The sequence below is a fragment of the Crocosphaera chwakensis CCY0110 genome (assembly GCF_000169335.1).
GTDB lineage: Bacteria > Cyanobacteriota > Cyanobacteriia > Cyanobacteriales > Microcystaceae > Crocosphaera > Crocosphaera chwakensis.
Genome location: NZ_AAXW01000002.1, coordinates 195,001 through 213,011, shown reverse-complemented (window position 1 = coordinate 213,011; position 18,011 = coordinate 195,001). Strand labels below are relative to the sequence as shown.

At 40.3% G+C, this 18,011-nt stretch carries 11 protein-coding genes, 1 rRNA gene and 2 pseudogenes (1 of these 14 running past the window's edge); 6 read left to right on the top strand and 8 right to left on the bottom strand.

The window, feature by feature from the left end; all coding sequences use genetic code 11:
• The first annotated feature begins 249 nt into the window (after positions 1–249).
• On the top strand, positions 250–1,290 hold the full coding sequence (locus CY0110_RS02115; RefSeq protein WP_035798217.1) for a PEP-CTERM sorting domain-containing protein: 1,041 nt from the start codon (positions 250–252) through the stop codon (positions 1,288–1,290).
• A gap of 51 nt (positions 1,291–1,341) precedes the next feature.
• Here CY0110_RS02115 and CY0110_RS02110 read toward each other — a convergent pair whose 3' ends face one another.
• On the bottom strand, positions 1,342–1,719 hold the full coding sequence (locus CY0110_RS02110) for a hypothetical protein (protein ID WP_035798215.1): 378 nt from the start codon (positions 1,717–1,719) through the stop codon (positions 1,342–1,344).
• 75 nt (positions 1,720–1,794) lie between these two features.
• Between CY0110_RS02110 and CY0110_RS02105 the strand changes: the two genes are divergently transcribed.
• Positions 1,795–2,076: a DUF6439 family protein gene (locus tag CY0110_RS02105; protein ID WP_008273541.1), complete on the top strand. Its 282-nt coding sequence runs from the start codon at positions 1,795–1,797 to the stop codon at positions 2,074–2,076.
• Positions 2,077–2,085: 9 nt separating this feature from the next.
• Here the strand turns inward: CY0110_RS02105 and CY0110_RS02100 are convergent, their stop codons facing one another.
• The 5 genes from CY0110_RS02100 to rpsT form a co-directional block, all read right to left on the bottom strand.
• Positions 2,086–3,114 carry a TIGR03790 family protein gene (locus tag CY0110_RS02100; RefSeq protein WP_083794044.1) on the bottom strand — a complete coding sequence of 343 codons (1,029 nt, stop codon included), beginning with the start codon at positions 3,112–3,114 and terminating at the stop codon, positions 2,086–2,088.
• 121 nt (positions 3,115–3,235) lie between these two features.
• Entirely contained in the window at positions 3,236–7,147 is a 3,912-nt protein-coding gene (locus tag CY0110_RS02095) for a DNA-directed RNA polymerase subunit beta' (RefSeq protein WP_035798212.1), read from the bottom strand.
• Between the two features lie 227 nt (positions 7,148–7,374).
• Entirely contained in the window at positions 7,375–10,686 is a 3,312-nt protein-coding gene (rpoB, locus tag CY0110_RS02090; RefSeq protein ID WP_035798210.1) for a DNA-directed RNA polymerase subunit beta, read from the bottom strand.
• A gap of 37 nt (positions 10,687–10,723) precedes the next feature.
• Positions 10,724–11,509: a TatD family hydrolase gene (locus CY0110_RS02085; protein WP_035798208.1), complete on the bottom strand. Its 786-nt coding sequence runs from the start codon at positions 11,507–11,509 to the stop codon at positions 10,724–10,726.
• A 198-nt stretch (positions 11,510–11,707) separates the two neighbouring features.
• A complete protein-coding gene (gene rpsT, locus CY0110_RS02080; RefSeq protein WP_035798206.1) occupies positions 11,708–12,001 on the bottom strand; it encodes a 30S ribosomal protein S20 in 294 nt (97 codons plus the stop codon).
• 317 nt (positions 12,002–12,318) lie between these two features.
• On the opposite strand from rpsT, the gene CY0110_RS02075 reads away from it, so the two are divergent.
• Complete coding sequence (locus CY0110_RS02075) at positions 12,319–13,587, top strand: glycoside hydrolase family 10 protein (protein ID WP_008273489.1); 1,269 nt, start codon at positions 12,319–12,321, stop codon at positions 13,585–13,587.
• Between the two features lie 256 nt (positions 13,588–13,843).
• Positions 13,844–14,068: a hypothetical protein gene (locus CY0110_RS02070; protein ID WP_035798204.1), complete on the top strand. Its 225-nt coding sequence runs from the start codon at positions 13,844–13,846 to the stop codon at positions 14,066–14,068.
• Positions 14,069–14,078: 10 nt separating this feature from the next.
• Here the strand turns inward: CY0110_RS02070 and CY0110_RS02065 are convergent.
• A pseudogene (locus tag CY0110_RS02065) lies at positions 14,079–15,524 on the bottom strand (IS66-like element ISCysp3 family transposase).
• A 246-nt stretch (positions 15,525–15,770) separates the two neighbouring features.
• Between CY0110_RS02065 and CY0110_RS27835 the strand changes: the two are divergent.
• Positions 15,771–16,139, top strand: coding sequence for a hypothetical protein (locus tag CY0110_RS27835; protein WP_050779944.1), 369 nt, complete (start codon positions 15,771–15,773; stop codon positions 16,137–16,139).
• A gap of 111 nt (positions 16,140–16,250) precedes the next feature.
• Here CY0110_RS27835 and CY0110_RS02055 read toward each other — a convergent pair.
• Positions 16,251–16,664, bottom strand: a pseudogene (locus tag CY0110_RS02055) (tyrosine-type recombinase/integrase); the annotation flags it as partial.
• Positions 16,665–17,178: 514 nt separating this feature from the next.
• Here CY0110_RS02055 and CY0110_RS02050 point away from each other — a divergent pair.
• Positions 17,179–18,011: ribosomal RNA gene (locus CY0110_RS02050) — 16S ribosomal RNA — on the top strand; it runs 654 nt beyond the window's last position.

The following is an 18,011-nucleotide window of genomic DNA, read 5'->3' as shown; positions in this document are numbered from 1 at the left end:
AAATAGAAATAGAGTTTTTTAACTATCTTAGAAATATTGTTGGGCAATTAAATATTAATTTACATTAACATCTGTTAATCTTTTTTTAACGAAAAATTAACATTTCAGGGGTTAAAAATACGATGATTTTTGCTTAAATTTAGTTACTATTCCAATTATTACTTAAATGAATTTATTATTTCGTTACATAAATTCATTTAAGTAATGATACTCAATATTCAGGTGCTTAAATAATCGAGGAAATAAAAAATGTTTAATAAACAACTTGGAATTATCGGCACTATGTCTATCAGTTTCATTACAGGAATGACCTTACCGACTTATGCAGCCGATTTGAACTATTTTTATAATCCTTTTGATACTGCAGCGAATAATAGTCTTAATGCTGATAGTAATGCCCTGAACGTAATTAATTATTACGAAGCATTACAGGGTGATTTATCAACAGAAGCAGAAACGATTATTACCGAAACATTTAGCAATCTTTCGGATTATATGGGATCTGATGGAGTTGATAATGCTATAGCAGCAGGTTTCCGCCCTTTTACTCCTATATTTAAAGGTCACGGCGTTCATTATGTCAAACCATTAAATATACTTGATCCTGCTGTTGCTACTGATCCCTTGGGTTTAAATTTTGATGAACACGGCAATTTAGTGGCAGCATTTTATTTTCAGGAACAATATCTAGTCAATAGAGCAGGTACAGGACTTTATAGTACGCTCGAAGGTGTTGAATCCAATGAACTTTTAACCCATTATCAAAACTTTAAAGAGAATAATACTACAACTGCCCCAGATATTTTTGAAGATTTTGGCAGTTTAGCCTCTTGGCATACTCATAACGATGTAAAAATTGATAACATTGGGTCTTTAGATTCAGAAGAAGTCATTTTTGGTCAAGATTTATCCGATGAAGAGTGGGTAAATGCACTTTTATTGGGACTGAGTAACTCTGAGATTCAGCTTGCCGTATACGAAGAGTTTGACACATCTGATCCCTCTAAATACCCTTTTTATAATACTCTTATGACTCCTGGATTTCATATGATTCATATGTGGTTAGGAGCAGAAAATCACGATGGTCTATTCGCAGGGACTCATGATAATGTCGCTCCGAATGCTGTGGACGAACATGGTGGCCATGGTAGTCACGGAAAAGGGGAGATTCCTCCAGAATCTCAAGATCCTACCAGTGTTCCTGAACCCTCTGTTTTAGCAATGTTAGCAACTGGTGGATGGTTGGGTTTAGTATCTGCTTTCAAACGCCGATTAAACAAAGCCAAATAAGTAGTATGCAACAACATAGGGATTGTCTTTAGATTATTTATCTATTTATATTTAACCAACCCAAGTTTTCAATAACCATCCTAGAATAATACCTAACCCACCAAAGCGAATAATTTGCCAAAAAACTTCCCCTAATAATCCTTGACGAATGCCTTCCCATAATAGGGTTTTTACGTCTTCTTCGGTTAATAAATTGCTTTCTAAAGTGATGGTTAACTGTTGTAGTTCTTCGTTAATTTTTTCTATTTCTGCGGTATCTTGTGGAGATACAGTATTTAGTCTTTCTTCTAAGTCTAATTTTTGCTTTTGTGCTTGCTGAACTTGTTTGTAGCGTTCTTTTAGCTTTAGGAGCGATTGCTCCACTTCCATTAAAGCGGTTTCAAATTCTTCGTCAGGGTTTGGGGACTGATTAGATTCAATGGAAGACATTCTTCGCTACGATAATTGGTTAAACTTAAAATAGAGCAATCTTAAGGTTGCTCTGTTACTATCTTAAACTGAACGATGTCTTCTATGTCTCAAGTTTTCCAAACCGAGTCTTTACAATCTGATTCGTCTCTAGAACTGGCTCAGATTTTAGCACAGCAGTTAAGTATTACCCCTAATGATTGGCACCGTCTTAAAGGCGATCGCCAAGCACAAGCTAAACAGCAACTGGCAACGGCTCTAGTCTTTTTACTCAAAAATCAACCCGATGAAGCTTTAGGCCACATTAATCAGGCTGCTGGATGGTTAGATCGCTCCGTTTCTCCTCTTCCTTGTCCCGGCCACGGAACTAAAAGTTAACAATTCAGATTAATTCTCATCTGAATTTCCAAAAGGGCGGGCTAAGGGTTCTCCAATAAAGATTCCTTGCCCAACCCAAGCGACACTTTTCCAATAAGCGTGTAATAAGGTATCTCCTTGCAAGTAATGATACATAACAACTCCAGGATGGGGAAATTTTTGTACAAAATTACAGGGTTCAACCACTGTTCCATAACTGCCAGTTGCACCAGCCTTTAACCATTCAATACTACTCATTTGACTACTATCCGTTAGTTTTCCTCCGAAGGACGTGAGATGATCAGCGATCGCTCCTGGTAAAAAAATATTAGTTTCTAACTGTCTTACTCTAGTTGTACCAGTAAAATAAAATAAAACATCGTTTTTATCGTTTAAAACATTCCCTTTAATGACTTCAATCGGTATTTTTGCAGATAATTGTTTAATAATGGTTGAATACATACCAGAACGCACGTTACGGGCTTTGTCTTTAGTATCCATTAAATAAGCAGTCCCTTGAGGATGACTATTATCTGAAGCAATTCCGCGATCAATTAAAGCTTTTGCTTTGTCGAAACTTGTAGCAGCGATCGTCATAGTAGGACGAATCCCAAAATCAAGAAAAGGTTGAGAACGGTTACTATTAAAGTAAGGATTAGAAGCGATCGCTTGACATCCCTTAGCACAATGACTGGTATCAAATCCTAACGCAAAGGCACTGGTAATGGACATACAACCAACTCGATAGGGTTTTGTCCAAGTTAAAGCGTATCCTTTGACTTCAAAAGGAGTTAAAGCATCTACCTCTTGTTTAATGCGAATGAAGTCTTCAGGGGATAAATTAGTGTCACTCGGATCAAAAATAACTTCAATGACATGATCAGCCGGAATATTGCGCTTTTGGCGATAATATTGACCAATTTGAACACTTAAAGGGTCGGCATGGTTAATAATAATTGCTAATTCTTTATTTTTCTCTTTTATTGGCCACCATTGGCAACTTATTAATCCTAATACTATTCCCACAAAAGAGACACTTCGTAATAATTGTCTATTCATACAAATTTTTAAGTTCTGTACTGCCATAGCAAAAATAAATAAAAAAAAGAGATTGGGTAATACTACCAAACCTCCTAATATTTTGAGACTAGCTTAAAGACTAAAAAACAGTTAATTGCTTCTAATCTTTATCTTGATCCTCTTGCGAGTCAACAGACCAGGGGGGATCAGCTTCAGTGTAAGCACGGGCAATATTATCGTCTAAGATCATATTCTCGTCCACCTCATCAAGAGTAGCCCCAATTAAGCGATTGGGGGGTTTTTTATCACTATTTTTGTTGTCACGATCGCTTTGTCCGTAACGGTTATTAAGACTTTCTTCCCCATTATCGAGGGTTCCCATGAGCATTTCTTCATGAGCATTAAACCCTGTCCCTGCAGGAATTAAACGGCCAATGATCACGTTTTCTTTTAGACCCCGTAACCAGTCAGATTTACCTTCAATCGCTGCCTCAGTTAAGACACGAGTCGTTTCTTGGAAAGAAGCAGCACTAATAAAGCTATCGGTGTTCAAAGAAGCTTTGGTTATCCCTAATAAAACAGGGGTATATCTTGCCGGCGCACCTCCAGTAATAGCCATAGCTTCATTCACCTGTTCAATTTGCCGTAATTCCACCAATTCTCCTGGTAGCATGGTAGTATCACCCCCATCATCTACTCGCACTTTAGCAGTCATTTGACGGACAATCACTTCAATGTGTTTATCAGAGATATCAATTCCTTGGGACTGATAAACACTCTGGACTTGATCGACTAAGAATTTCTGTGCTGCTTGTAAACCGATTAAGGCTGCTTCATAAACCCCTTTCTTATCTACATAGTAGTCAAAGAAGACTTCTAATAATTCGTGAGGATTTGCTGGACCATCAGTTAAATGCTCACCGACATCGACCCGTTGATTATCAGAAACAATGACGTTTTGATTGAGTAGAATGGGATATTCGCTGACAGTACCATCATCTTCAATGACTTTAACATCAACGCTTTCGTCTTCTAAATATTCCACCTGACAAACCCCTGGTTTGCGAGAAAGAATACAAGCTTCTTTAGGCTTACGTGCTTCTAATAATTCCTCAATTCTCGGTAAACCTTGGATAATGTCACCGGTTTTTGCCCGTTCGTACACCAGTAACACCAAGTTATCCCCTCGTTGTACCAGATCGCCATCGGCAATATGTAAAATGGCTCCAGGAGAAACACGATAAGGACGAGCTAAGCGCAATCTGATCGCGTAACCTTCTTCAACTTCACTAATGCCTACGACTAAACCTGACTCTTCGGCTATAACTCCTGGAGCTAACTCAGTACCAGCAACAATTAAATCGTCTTTGGTTACCGTTGGTTTTTTATCAATGGTAACAATCTCCAAGTCTTCATCTCGAACAATTAAAACTCGACGAACAGCCTCTAACCCACTTCTGATCCCTCGAACTTCTCCTTCTTCTCGACACTGAATTTCAGTTTTGGCCACTACGTCTCCTGGAGCGATTTGATCCCCATCGGTGACTAACACACTGGTTTTAATAGTGCCACCATGAGGATCGGTGTCGAGATCCCGACGCAAAATTAGAGATTCTAGAATAACCAATTGTAGTCGTTGACAATCTTCTTCTTCGTCATTTTTCAGTTCAATATCTGCAGCTAAATTAGCTGCAGCTTGTTCTGTTTCAGTCTCAATTTCTAGAACTAATTGGGTACTTAATAAGTGAATTCCATCTACGGATTTTACCCGTTCCCCGTCTTTGAAAAAGAGTCTTTGTACTGATCGCAGTTCAATGTGCCGTCCCGCTTCTTCTTCATTGATTGATCCTTGAGAAGGGGCTGCTGGTTCATTACTGACGGGATATTCTTCAACCGGACGCAATAATAAACCTAATCCTTCGGTACTTTCAATCCATTCGACTTGGCGTAGATCCTCTGTCACAACACCAGGTAAGACTTCGGTTCCGGGAGGAATTAAGTCTTCGTTTTTATAAGACACTTCATCAGGATCAACGTCTAAATGAAAATCTCCTGGTTTAATAATAATTTCTCGGAGAATATCATTTTTCTGTACAACTTCGATCGCCCCTGAACATTGGCAAAAGATGTCTTTGACCACTTCGGTTCCGGCTTCGACATATTGTCCGTCTTCGACCACTAACAAGGAAATATCTTTATTAACTTCGTGGGTTTCTTCGGGAACCCATAGTAAGGTTCCTCCTTGCATTACTTCATAACCTGTTTTACGACTGCCTTTGGCCACTTCAATGCCACCGTACCTTAACATTCCCCCGGTACTGGTTTGATAGCGATCGTCGATTAATTCAGCAATAATGGCGTGGTTTTGTACTTTGGTTTCAGGGGTAGCTTTTAACAAGAACCGTTGACCATCTGCTGTATAGATGACGTATTGTTCGTGGCCGCCGGTACTTTCTTTGCGAACCTCAGCTTGATCTAACAATACAGAAGCAGTGATGATATCAATTTCACGACTTTGGTTTTGATAACGAACCACACCTCCATTAATAGAAACTAACTTTGTTTCTGCCAATACCGTCCCTTCTGTCACGTCATCCCCATTGGACACAACAGGTTCAGCACCTGGGGGTAAGTTATAAACTTCCCCTGATAATACCCAAACCAGTCCCCCTCTTTGGGCAATATGAGTGGTATTTCCCTGGCGGTCAGTTTTTTCTTCTGCGATCAAGTTAGCAAAGAATACTTCCCCTGCTAAGTCAGTGGATACGTCTTTTGTCGCTCGTTCTGTTGACCGAGTTGACTTAGCTGCAGTTACTTCAGCTAACATTTTATCTTTTTCCACTGTGTCCCCATCTGCTGCAAACAGAACTGATCCAGGGGTCACAGAATAGGTCATTTTTTTACCACTACCGGTGGGAGTCCAAATTAAATCTCCTGCTAGTTCAACTTGGAAAGCGTCTTCTCCGTGACGGGTTCTAACTTTACGGGTACTTAATCCTTTACCCCATTTGACGGTTCCATTATCAGGAGCTTTAATTTGTTCAGCCACTTCTCCAGTGAATACCCCCCCTGTGTGGAAAGTCCGCATGGTTAACTGGGTTCCAGGTTCTCCGATGGACTGGGCTGCAATAATACCGACTGCTTCTCCTAGGTCTACTGCTCGTCCTGTGGCTAAACTCCAACCATAACAACAACGACAAACCGACCGCGCTGCTTCACAGGTTAGGGGCGATCGCACTATAACCGAGTCTACGCTTTTGCCGATTTTCGCTGCTAAAGCTGCATCAATGGATTGGTTGCGAGAGGCGATGACTTCATCCCCTACCATCACATCTTCAGCTAAAACCCTTCCTAGAAGGCGATCGCCTAAAGCAATTTTGACGCGATCGCCATCTTTCATGGCGGTTACTTTTAAGCCTCTACGGGTTCCACAGTCAATTTCTCTGACGATCACATCTTGGGAAACGTCTACTAGCCGTCGGGTTAAATACCCTGAATCTGCTGTTCTTAAGGCAGTATCTACCAGTCCTTTGCGCGCTCCATAGGAAGAAATGACGTATTCTGTTACGGTTAACCCTTCACGGAAGTTCGTTTTAATGGGTTGGTCAATAATCTGTCCTTGGGGATCTGCCATTAACCCCCGCATTCCTACTAACTGACGCACTTGGCTCATGTTACCCCGCGCTCCAGAAAAGGCCATCATATACACGGAGTTCAACGGATCAGTTTGTCGAAAGTTCCTAACTACTTCATCTTTTAGTTCTTCTGAGGTACTATTCCAGGTATCGATTACTTTTTGGAAACGTTCAACTTCAGTAATTTCTCCACGAGCATATCTCGCTTCTGTGCTGTTAATTTCTTTTTCAGCACTATCGAGCATTCCCCGTTTGGTGGGAGGAACGGTTAAATCGTCAATACTAATAGAAACACCTGCTCTTGTGGCATAGCGAAAGCCTAAATCTTTTAAGTTATCTGCGACTTGAGAGCTACGGGCTGCACCGTAATTCCGATACGCCCAAGAAATTAATTTCTTTAAACGGCCTTTGTCAACAATTTGGTTATAGAATGTCATCTCGGTTGTTAATTAATAGTTGATAGTTGATATTTGATAATTAATAGTTAATAACTGATTTTAATTTTCACCATTAACTATTAATTATTCACTGGTCACTGCTAACTGTTTACAAAAAGTGCTTAGTCTAAAGCCTCGCTTTTTAGGGCGAAAAGTTTTTGGGGGCGGAATAGAAATCTTTATTCCAAAAACTGTTTTTGACTTTTGACTTCTGACTTCTGACTTCGTTAAACTTCTTCTTCTTCAAGATCCTCGTTGCTCAAAGATTCGTAGGTAGGACGGTTCGGTGCGCGACGTTGACTATCAATCATCAAGTCAACTTCTACATCCCGACTGGTTCCGTCATCAGCAGTTTCTACTTTATGAACGGCAATATCTAGTCCCAGAGATTGTAATTCTCGCATTAATACCTTAAAGGATTCAGGGGTTCCTGGACGGGGAATGGGCTTACCTTTAACAATAGCGTTTAAGGCTTCATTTCTTCCCTGCATATCGTCAGATTTGACGGTTAGGAGTTCTTGCAGGGTATAGGCAGCACCGTAAGCTTCTAATGCCCATACTTCCATTTCTCCGAACCGTTGTCCTCCTTGTTGAGCTTTACCACCGAGGGGTTGTTGCGTGACTAAGGAGTAAGGTCCTGTAGAACGAGCATGGATTTTATCATCGACAAGGTGAACCAGTTTTAGCATATAGGCTTGACCCACCGTCACGGCACGATCAAATTTTTCTCCGGTTCGCCCATCGTAAACATCAATTTTTCCTGGATGGTCTGTATCATAAACCCAGTCTTTACGGGGCTTTTTAGCTGCTTTTTCTAATAAACCATGAACGGTTTTCCGAGACGACTCTTCTCCATACATTTCGTCAAAGGGAGTAATTTTAAACCGTACCCCTAAGTTTTCCCCAGCCCAACCTAGTAGGCACTCAAACACTTGTCCCACGTTCATCCGAGAAGGTACACCCAAGGGGTTTAAGACAATATCCATCGGACGGCCATCGGGTAAATAGGGCATATCCTCGATAGGTAAAATACGGGAAATAATCCCTTTATTACCATGTCGACCTGCCATTTTATCCCCAACTTGGATTTTGCGTTTTTGGGCAACATAAACCCGTACTACCATATTTGCCCCTGGGGGTAATTCGTCTCCTTGTTCACGGGTAAATACTCTCACATCTACGACGCGACCTTTTTCTCCGTTGGGAACTCTTAAGGAGTTATCTCGTACATCTCTGGCTTTCTCCCCGAAAATGGCTCTCAGTAGTTTTTCTTCTGGAGGTTGATCAGACTCCCCTTTTGGAGTTACTTTACCGACGAGAATATCTCCTGCTTCTACCCAAGCACCAATGCGGATAATTCCCTGTTCGTCGAGGTTTCTTAAAGAATCTTCCCCAACATTAGGAATTTCACGAGTAATTTCTTCAGGACCTAGTTTGGTTTGACGGGCTTCAATTTCAAATTTTTCAACGTGAATACTGGTATAAACATCGTCGTACACCAATCGTTCGCTAATTAAAATTGCGTCTTCGTAGTTGTAACCTTCCCAAGGCATATAAGCGACTAAAATGTTTTGACCTAAAGCGAGTTCTCCTCCTTCTGTGGCCGAACCATCGGCTAACACTTGACCTGGCACTACGTCTTCGCCAACAAACACCAGAGGCCGTTGATTTAAACAGGTATCTTGGTTAGACCGTTGGTATTTTTGTAGGATGTATTGAATTTCTTGACCCACTTTTTCGTGACCTTCTGGCCCAGTTACCCTTACTCGAATTTCATTAGCATCGGCATAAGTAACAATTCCTTCTGTTCTCGAAACAATCACCATTCCTGAGTCTCTGGCTGCTTGAGCTTCTAATCCAGTTCCCACCAAAGGACGTTCTGGACGTAACAAAGGTACGGCTTGTCGTTGCATATTCGATCCCATCAAAGCACGGTTGGCATCATCGTGTTCGAGGAAGGGAATCATCGAAGTTGCTACAGAAATAATCTGTACAGGAGAAACTGCCACATAATCCACCTGATCGGGGCTGGTAATAAAGAATTCTTGCCGATAACGAGTTGGCACTGCATTCCCTAAAATATTACCCTCTTCATCGGTGCTAATATCTCCGGGGGCAACCCGTAAATCGTCTTCTTCGTCGGCGGTTAGGTAAACTGGGTCTAAATCCCGTCTCACCCGACCATCTTCGACTCGATAGTAAGGGGTTTCAATAAATCCGTATTGGTTAACTCGTGCATAGGTAGCCAACGAACCAATTAAACCAGCATTAGGACCTTCTGGAGTTTCTACGGGACAAATACGCCCATGATGGGAGGGGTGAATATCTCGCACGGCAAATCCTGCTCTTTCTCTGGTTAGTCCTCCTGGTCCGAGAGCGGAAATCCGTCTTTTATGGGTTAATTCTGCTAATGGATTGGTTTGATCCATAAATTGAGACAATTGAGATGACCCAAAGAACTCTTTAATGGCCGCTACCAAGGGTTTAGGATTAACTAAAGACGCAGGAGTTAGACTATCTGATTCACTGACAGTCATTCTTTCTCGAATAATCCGTTCTAAGCGATTTAACCCTACTCTGACTTGGTTTTGTAGCAGTTCTCCTACAGACCTAACTCGACGGTTTCCTAGGTGATCAATGTCGTCAACAGTACCAACATCAAATTCTAAATTAATCAGATAGTCGATCGCTGATAAAATGTCTTCTTGACGTAAGACGCGAATGGTATCTGGTGCATTTAGGCGTAATTTTTTGTTGAGCTTATAACGACCGACTCGCCCTAGATCATAACGTTTACTGTCAAAAAAGCGAGATTCTAATAGTTGTTGTCCTCCGCTAACAGTGGGGGGTTCCCCTGGTCTTAATTTTCGATACAATTCCAGCAAGGCATCTTCTTCTGAGGGGTTGCCTTCTTTATCTAAGGTTCGTTGATAAAATTCGGGGTGACGCAGAGAATCTAAAATTTCGTTATCACTCAGACCAATGGCTTTTAAAAGGACTTGAGCGGATAATTTTCGGGTTTTATCAATTCTGACCCAGACTAAGCCGTTTTTATCTGTTTCAAATTTTAACCATGCGCCTCGATTGGGAATTAAAGAAGCTGAGTAGGTTCGTCGTCCGTTTTTGTCGGTTTCTGCTTTATAATAAACTCCTGGAGAACGAACAATTTGATTAACGATCACTCGTTCTGCACCATTAATAATGAAGGTTCCCCGATCAGTCATCAAGGGTAAGTCCCCAATAAAGACTTCTTGTTCTTTGATTTCTCCCGTTTCTTTGTTCATTAAACGGGTAGGAACATACATTTGTACGGAGTAGCTTGCGTCTCGTCGTTTCGCTTCGTCTACGTCGTATTTTGGTTCTTTTAATTTATAGTTTTCTCCTAAAAAGTGTAACTCTAATTTTCCTGTATAGTCTGTAATGGGGGAAAAGCTATTGAGTTCTTCGATCAGACCTTCTTCAAGAAACCAACGAAAACTTGAATGTTGAATTTCAATCAGGTCAGGCAGTAGATTATAGTTATAGATGAGATTAGTCATAAGTTGCTCAATTCGCCGTTTTTATGGGGTATCTTTGTCAACTATTAAGGGATAAGTTAAATAATTGACAAGCGTTATCTGTGGTTTGTTGGGCTAAGGTTTCGATGGGAACGTTGCGTAATTTTGCCAAAAATTCAGCGACATGGCGAACGTTGGCTGGTTCGTTGCGTTTTCCTCGTTTTGGCACGGGCGCGAGAAAGGGACAGTCGGTTTCAATTAAAAGGCGATCGCTTGGTATAATTTTGGCACTCTCTTGGATGGTTTTGGCATTTTTGAAGGTAACCACTCCACTGAAACTGATATAAAACCCCAGGTCTAAAAACCATTTTGTTTCTTCTGGTGTTCCACTCCAACAGTGCATAACGCCTCTAACTTCACCTGTTTGTTGCCAAAATAATTCTAAAACATCTTTCAGTTTTTGTGCTGCATCTCGACAATGGATGATAATGGGTTTTTGCAACTGGTGAGCAATCTTGAGTTGAGCTTCTAGCACTTGCTGTTGTTGTCGGTGGTTACTGGCTTTATAGAAGTCTAACCCCATTTCTCCAATGGCTACCACTCGCTGGTCGGATTGAGCATATTCTAATATTTCCGTTTCAGTGGTATTCGTCCATTTTTGAGCGTCTAGAGGATGTAACCCAACAGCAAATGATAGGTTACCCAAGTGATCAGCTAAAGCTTGAATGCTTTTAAACTCTTTTGGCTCTACACAAGAATGAACCAAATGGACAACTTCTGCTTGTTGCCAACGATTTTTGATGTCTTCGAGATCAGGCTCAAACACATCAAAATTAATATGAACATGGGTGTCTATAAGTTGCATTAGCTTCCTCTGATTTGGTCATATCATTTGATAATTGATAACTAATAATTGATAATTGGGACTTTGATACATTTTGTCTCGTTACTATCAATAGAGCTAACTATCGCTTATCGGTGATCTTAAGAAGCCCAATGAATATGGTTTAATCCCATTCTATTGTAGCTTTAAAAACGACCTATGAACCGAGGTTTGACCTTGTTACGAGGCTTCGGCAACTTTTTGTAGGGCTTTGGCTAAACGAGATTTCTTTCTTGCTCCATTATTTCGATGGAATACGTCACGTTTAACGGCTTTATCTATTTTACTGTAAGCTTCTGCCATCCTTTGATCCACCACTGTTTTGTTTTCTGGTGTAGGAGACGCAGTATATTCTTCTACTGCTTGGAAATATTTTTTCATGAGGGTTCTTACAGCCGACTTATAGCTTTTATTTCGGAGTCGGTTGCGTTCAGATGTTCTAATGCGTTTCAGTGCAGACTTTGAATTAGCCACAGTCTTTATCCAGAAGAAGTTTGCTAGTTACAATAGTAATTATTGCTATCGGATTAAACATTATAGCAAACCATCCTCTCTTTTAGCAACTTATTTTTTGCTTGCTTTACAGAAACACTTTATTTTTTAGATGTCAATTAAGCTTGTAGAAGAAATTTTTACGAATAAGCCACTTTTCTTTGTTTTATTTTAGCAATCTTAACTATTGATATTATATTATCGTGATTAAAAGACTATTTAATTATTTTTGATTGTTTCCGAATACAATAAATATTATAAAGTAACAAACCGTAGGATGTAAAGCCTTAATTGGGTGTATGAATAGACAAGTTTCTCTTTGGCGTAATCGTTTAATTTGTGTTGCTTTAACCTTGGTTATTTTAATCATTTTATTAGTTGCAGAACCTATTTTGCAATCTTCAGGAAAGATTATCGCATCTCCTACCTTTACAGAAAGACGGGGAGTTTGGTTAACTAATGTTGCTAGTCCTATTTTATTTGTTCCAGGTAGTGTTAACCGTGCCATTCAACAGTTGTCTGAACTTCATTTTAATACAGTTTATCCTGTTGTTTGGAATCGAGGTCATACTTTTTTTCCAAGTAGTTTAGCAAAGGAAATGATTGGAGAATCGCAAGAACCTTTATTAAACTGGACTAGAGGTAATGTTAATGTATTAAGTGTCATTCTTGAAGAATCTCATCAACGGGGTTTAGAAGTTATTCCTTGGTTTGAATATGGATTAATGATTCCTAAAAGTTCATTAATCGCAAGAAAACATCCAGACTGGTTAACCCATAGTCAACAGGGTGCAGTGAATATATTTTTTCAGGATGAACTAAAGACAAAAAATAAGAGCAAATCAATGAACTTTTTAAAAAATTGGAGTCAATATAATTATCAAAAACGAGCGAGCCAATTAGTTTGGTTAAACCCTTTTCATCCTGAAGTACAACAATTAATCAAGGGTTTAATGTTAGAACTTATTATGCAGTATAAAGTAGATGGTGTGCAATTAGATGATCATTTTGGCATACCAGTTGAATTAGGATATGATCCATTGACTATTCAACTTTATCAACAAGAACATAAAGGTAAAAATCCACCGAATGATCCTTATAATACTCAATGGATGAGTTGGAGAGCCAAAAAATTAACAGCTTTCATGACAGATTTAGTAACAACTCTTAAAATAGTAAATCCTAATATTTTGATTTCTTTATCCCCTAATTCATACCCCTTTTCCTATCAAAATTATTTACAAGATTGGAAAACTTGGGTAAAACAAGGTTTGATTGATGAGTTAGTCTTACAAGTTTATCGCAATGATACCGATAGTTTTAGTCAAGAATTACAAGAATCAACTGTAAAGTTAGCTCGTCAGAAAATATCGGTTAGTATTGGTATTTTATCGGGTACACTCAATAATCCTGTCAAAATAGAACAAATTAAACAACAAGTTGAAAAAGTTAGACAAGAAGGGTTTGATGGGGTTTCTTTTTTTTATTGGGAGTCCTTATGGAGTTATCTCTCTCCTGAATCTCCTTATAAACGTCGTCGTGTGTTTGAGGAAATGTTTAGGGAGTAGCTTGTGAAAACAAAAGTTTTAATGAGTATTAATAAACGTTAACCTTTTAACTTCTGAATGTTACAACTTAAGTTATCGAACGCAGGGAAACCATAGCTTATATAAAATAGCGATCGCTTTTTCTATTATGACTGTTTTGAGAATTGCACCATCCCAAGCATCGTTTTTGATGTTTCTGTTGAGATAGAATAATCTTCTATCTTGTTGGGTTTCGTTCCTCTACCCAACCTACAAGATCAGCGATCGTACTATAGATTTGTCAACAGATCAATGGAAAAAAAGACATGACACCCCAAATCACGAAAAAGTTAGAGAGGTTAAATTTCGCTATAAAGGGGATCATAATTGTAATAATTTACAACCGAGTTATCGTCCTGCGCTAAGACCAAATAATGAAAAAGAATTAACCCCAAATAATTTGCCTTTACCAGTGCCTAATCCACAACCCACGAGTCCCCAGATTCCTAGAATTCCATGGTAAGGATTCAGGTCTAGAAGTTAGGAATTAGGGAAGGAAACAAACAATTCGGATGACCGACTTTGGCTATTAATGACTTCTCGAAAAAATCAATCACCGAACGTTCTTGACGACGACAAGTTTGAATAACCGTCAATAAGTTAGCTGTTTGTTTAAATCGTTCCATGCTTCTTGAACCCCCACTAACTTTCCGTTTCGTGATGGCTAATCTTAAGGATCTTTCAGCAAGATTATTATCAGGGGGGATCTCTGGATGCTCCAGAAAATACCACCATTGCTCTGCCTTTTGCCGAAGGTTTCGCAAAAGTTTTCCGGCTTCATAACCGGCTTTAGGCTTCCATTCTTCTGTGGCTATCTTTATCTTATCTTTGAATTGTCTTGCCCAAACTTGATAACCATGCCTATTCTTATCGTTTTGCCAAATACGATAATGACGGAAAGCTTCATCAATTAATTTGAGAAAAGTTTGACCGATGGTTTTGTTATATTGACCTGGAGTTTTTATTAATCGCTGAAAGTGACGGCGTAAATGTGCCAAACATTTCTGTTGAGCAACAACAGTATAACCATTGTAAACTCCCAAATCATCACTACTTAAAACACCACCATATTCATGGCCTAACTGATCTTCTAATTCCTTACGCCCCCTAGTATCAGCAGCCCGAAACAGGCAGAAAAGTTGATTGGTAAATACCCACAACCATTCTTTGACTCCCTTCACTGGCCAGGGTGTTTCATCAACATGAATTGGGGGTTGTTCTACTTTGACCCACTTGGATAATTGTTCAACCGACGGATTAATGGCTGTTTCTACTCGTTGATTGGTGGCTACGATGGTCCCCATACCTATCTCAATTTGCCCTAACTCCCACAACATCTCTTGTTGCTTTTCATAAGGTAGATGTCCATAATTCCCTAACCATCCCAGAAAAGCTGTAACTCACTCTAATCTGTCTGGGACGGTCTTGGGCGACCAATTCGCTTTGGTCACTTCACCACAATGCCCACAGCGACAATGATGACGATGATATTCTACTACCTCAATGGGTTTATCTACCAGTTGTGCTACCTGCTGAGAATCAACTTTCACTGGTTCTATTAATAATTCTGTTTGACCACAGTGACTACATATTGATGGTTGCAAGATTTGAATTCTGTCAATTCTCCCAAAGCCTTTCCTTGTTTTTCCCTTATGTCCAGGTTGTCCCCCTGGTTTTCTTTTCTTATCCTTATCGTCTTCAGTTGTTTTAGCCTTCTCAGACTTTTTCAATAAGTCTGTTGATGGGGGTTTTGATGAGGTTTGGCTATCTAAATTACGACTGAGCTTTAATTTTTCTATTTCTTTTTGTAGCTGCTCGATAAGTTTCTGTTGAGCCAAGATAATTTGTACCAACCCAGATTTTGACAGTTGGTTTAATTCGTCTGGATTTAACTGTACTCCTGGTTCAGTTTGACTCATACCGTTACTTTAGCGCAGTCAGCCTGTTTGTCAATATTTGCCACCTGAATCCTTACGAAAATTATATTTCCTTGTGATGGTTGTCTTGAATCGCCCTTAATTGATGCGATTATTTTCACCGCAAAAAAAATAGGCGATACTGGCTGCTATATCTCTTTGTTACCAACAGAATATCCATACAGACCTAGTAACAAATCTGGTACCTGTTATGTTCCCTTATCAGAATTTCTTAGTTTCTATTCTGGAATGGAAGAAGAAGATATACAAAAAAGGGTCAACTCAGAAGTAAATATCTATTATTTTCCTCTTGTTATTTATTCTGGTTCAGGTCAATGGGGAATCATGACAACAGAGGAACATTATGGATTACTAGGAGGTTCGTTAGATTTTATTGAAGAAATAAAAACTTATGTTCCTAATTTAGACCAACAGGTTTATGGTTGTTTAGAACGGCTGAGACTCCTTCTTGTTTCTACAGAAAGAAAATATCCTGATGTTACTATAAATAAATGGGTTCCAGAATTATTAACTCATGTTTATGGACAACAAGAAGCAGAAAAAATATTACAGAAGTTCCATAGCATGCCCCCTGGATACTGGAATATAGAACGTTAGCTCGGTCGTGCAGTAAATCTGTTGATGGCTATACAATCTCCCTATGAAACGGTTCTGTTGCAAAGATCAGCGAGGGGCAATCTAGATATTTTTGGTTGGTCAGGTAATCAATTATCCGTTTATTTTCAAACACTGAACCGCCCGTCGTTTCGTCTCCTCCCCCCTTCTATCATACTTAGCCGTCGTCACCGGAGAGCCATGACCCACCAACTTCTGCACCGTGACAATATCCACCCCTGCATCCAATAAATCACTACAAAACGTCCGCCTGAAATCATGAGGGGAAAACGACTCAATCCCCGCCATTTTTGCTCGTTTCTGTATAATCCGCCAGACCGTATCCGAGTGCATCTGGCCTAACTTTAAATGACCCCCTCGATGGATACGACAAAACAAACATCCCTCCTCTTCCTCTCGCACCCCTAACCATCGCTGAATATAGGAAATCGCATCAAATGGTAAATAAACCCGTCGACTTTTCCCCCGTTTCCCCTTACGCACCAACACCTCCCACGTACTCTCCTCCAAATCCTTGCTAGTACAAAAAACCAAAAACCAAAATTTCTCAAGTTTAGATACTTGGATATATAGACAGTAAGGTGGGTCAGACGGGGACATCTTAGAATCTAACACGACATCTAATGCTCCGTCGTCACCCATTATTTTAAGGATGGAAGTAGGATTTAAGCCATTTCCAAAAAAAGTTTTTTGCTTGTAACCCTTGCTCTAACTAGGTTTCAAAGAAAGAGGAAAATTATTTTAGAAAAAAATCAAAAAAAGGGTTGACATTACCTGGTGGATTGGTTATATTTGTAAATGCGCGGTTGAGAGCTAAACGCAAACGACGCGCTCCGAACCTGGAAAATTCTATAGTTTGAAAGCTGATAAAAAACACAGCCCTTGTTAATTGAAACAATTATATTCTATTTGTTCCTAGTTGTCTAGGAAACTGTAGAAAAAAATCAATTCACCCTCTATTTTTCGAGTAATCGGAGTATAGAGTCAAGGAAAAAAATGGAGCCTATGCTTCAAACTTTCCACCACGGAGAGTTTGATCCTGGCTCAGGATGAACGCTGGCGGTATGCCTAACACATGCAAGTCGAACGAAGTCTTCGGACTTAGTGGCGGACGGGTGAGTAACGCGTGAGAATCTGCCTTCAGGATGGGGATAACAGTGGGAAACCAATGCTAATACCCAATATGCCGAAAGGTGAAAATTATTTTGCCTGAAGAGGAGCTCGCGTCTGATTAGCTAGTTGGTGGGGTAAGAGCTTACCAAGGCAACGATCAGTAGCTGGTCTGAGAGGATGAGCAGCCACACTGGGACTGAGACACGGCCCAGACTCCTACGGGAGGCAGCAGTGGGGAATTTTCCGCAATGGGCGAAAGCCTGACGGAGCAATACCGCGTGAGGGAGGAAGGCCTTTGGGTTGTAAACCTCTTTTCTCAGGGAAGAAGATCTGACGGTACCTGAGGAATAAGCATCGGCTAACTCCGTGCCAGCAGCCGCGGTAATACGGAGGATGCAAGCGTTATCCGGAATTATTGGGCGTAAAGCGTCCGCAGGTGGTTTTTCAAGTCTGCTGTCAAAGACCAGAGCTCAACTCTGGGCCGGCAGTGGAAACTGGGAAACTAGAGTTCGGTAGGGGTAGCGGGAATTCCCAGTGTAGCGGTGAAATGCGTAGATATTGGGAAGAACATCGGTGGCGAAGGCGCGCTACTGGACCGAAACTGACACTCAGGGACGAAAGCTAGGGGAGCGAAAGGGATTAGATACCCCTGTAGTCCTAGCTGTAAACGATGGAAACTAGGTGTGGCTTGTATCGACCCGAGCCGTGCCGTAGCTAACGCGTTAAGTTTCCCGCCTGGGG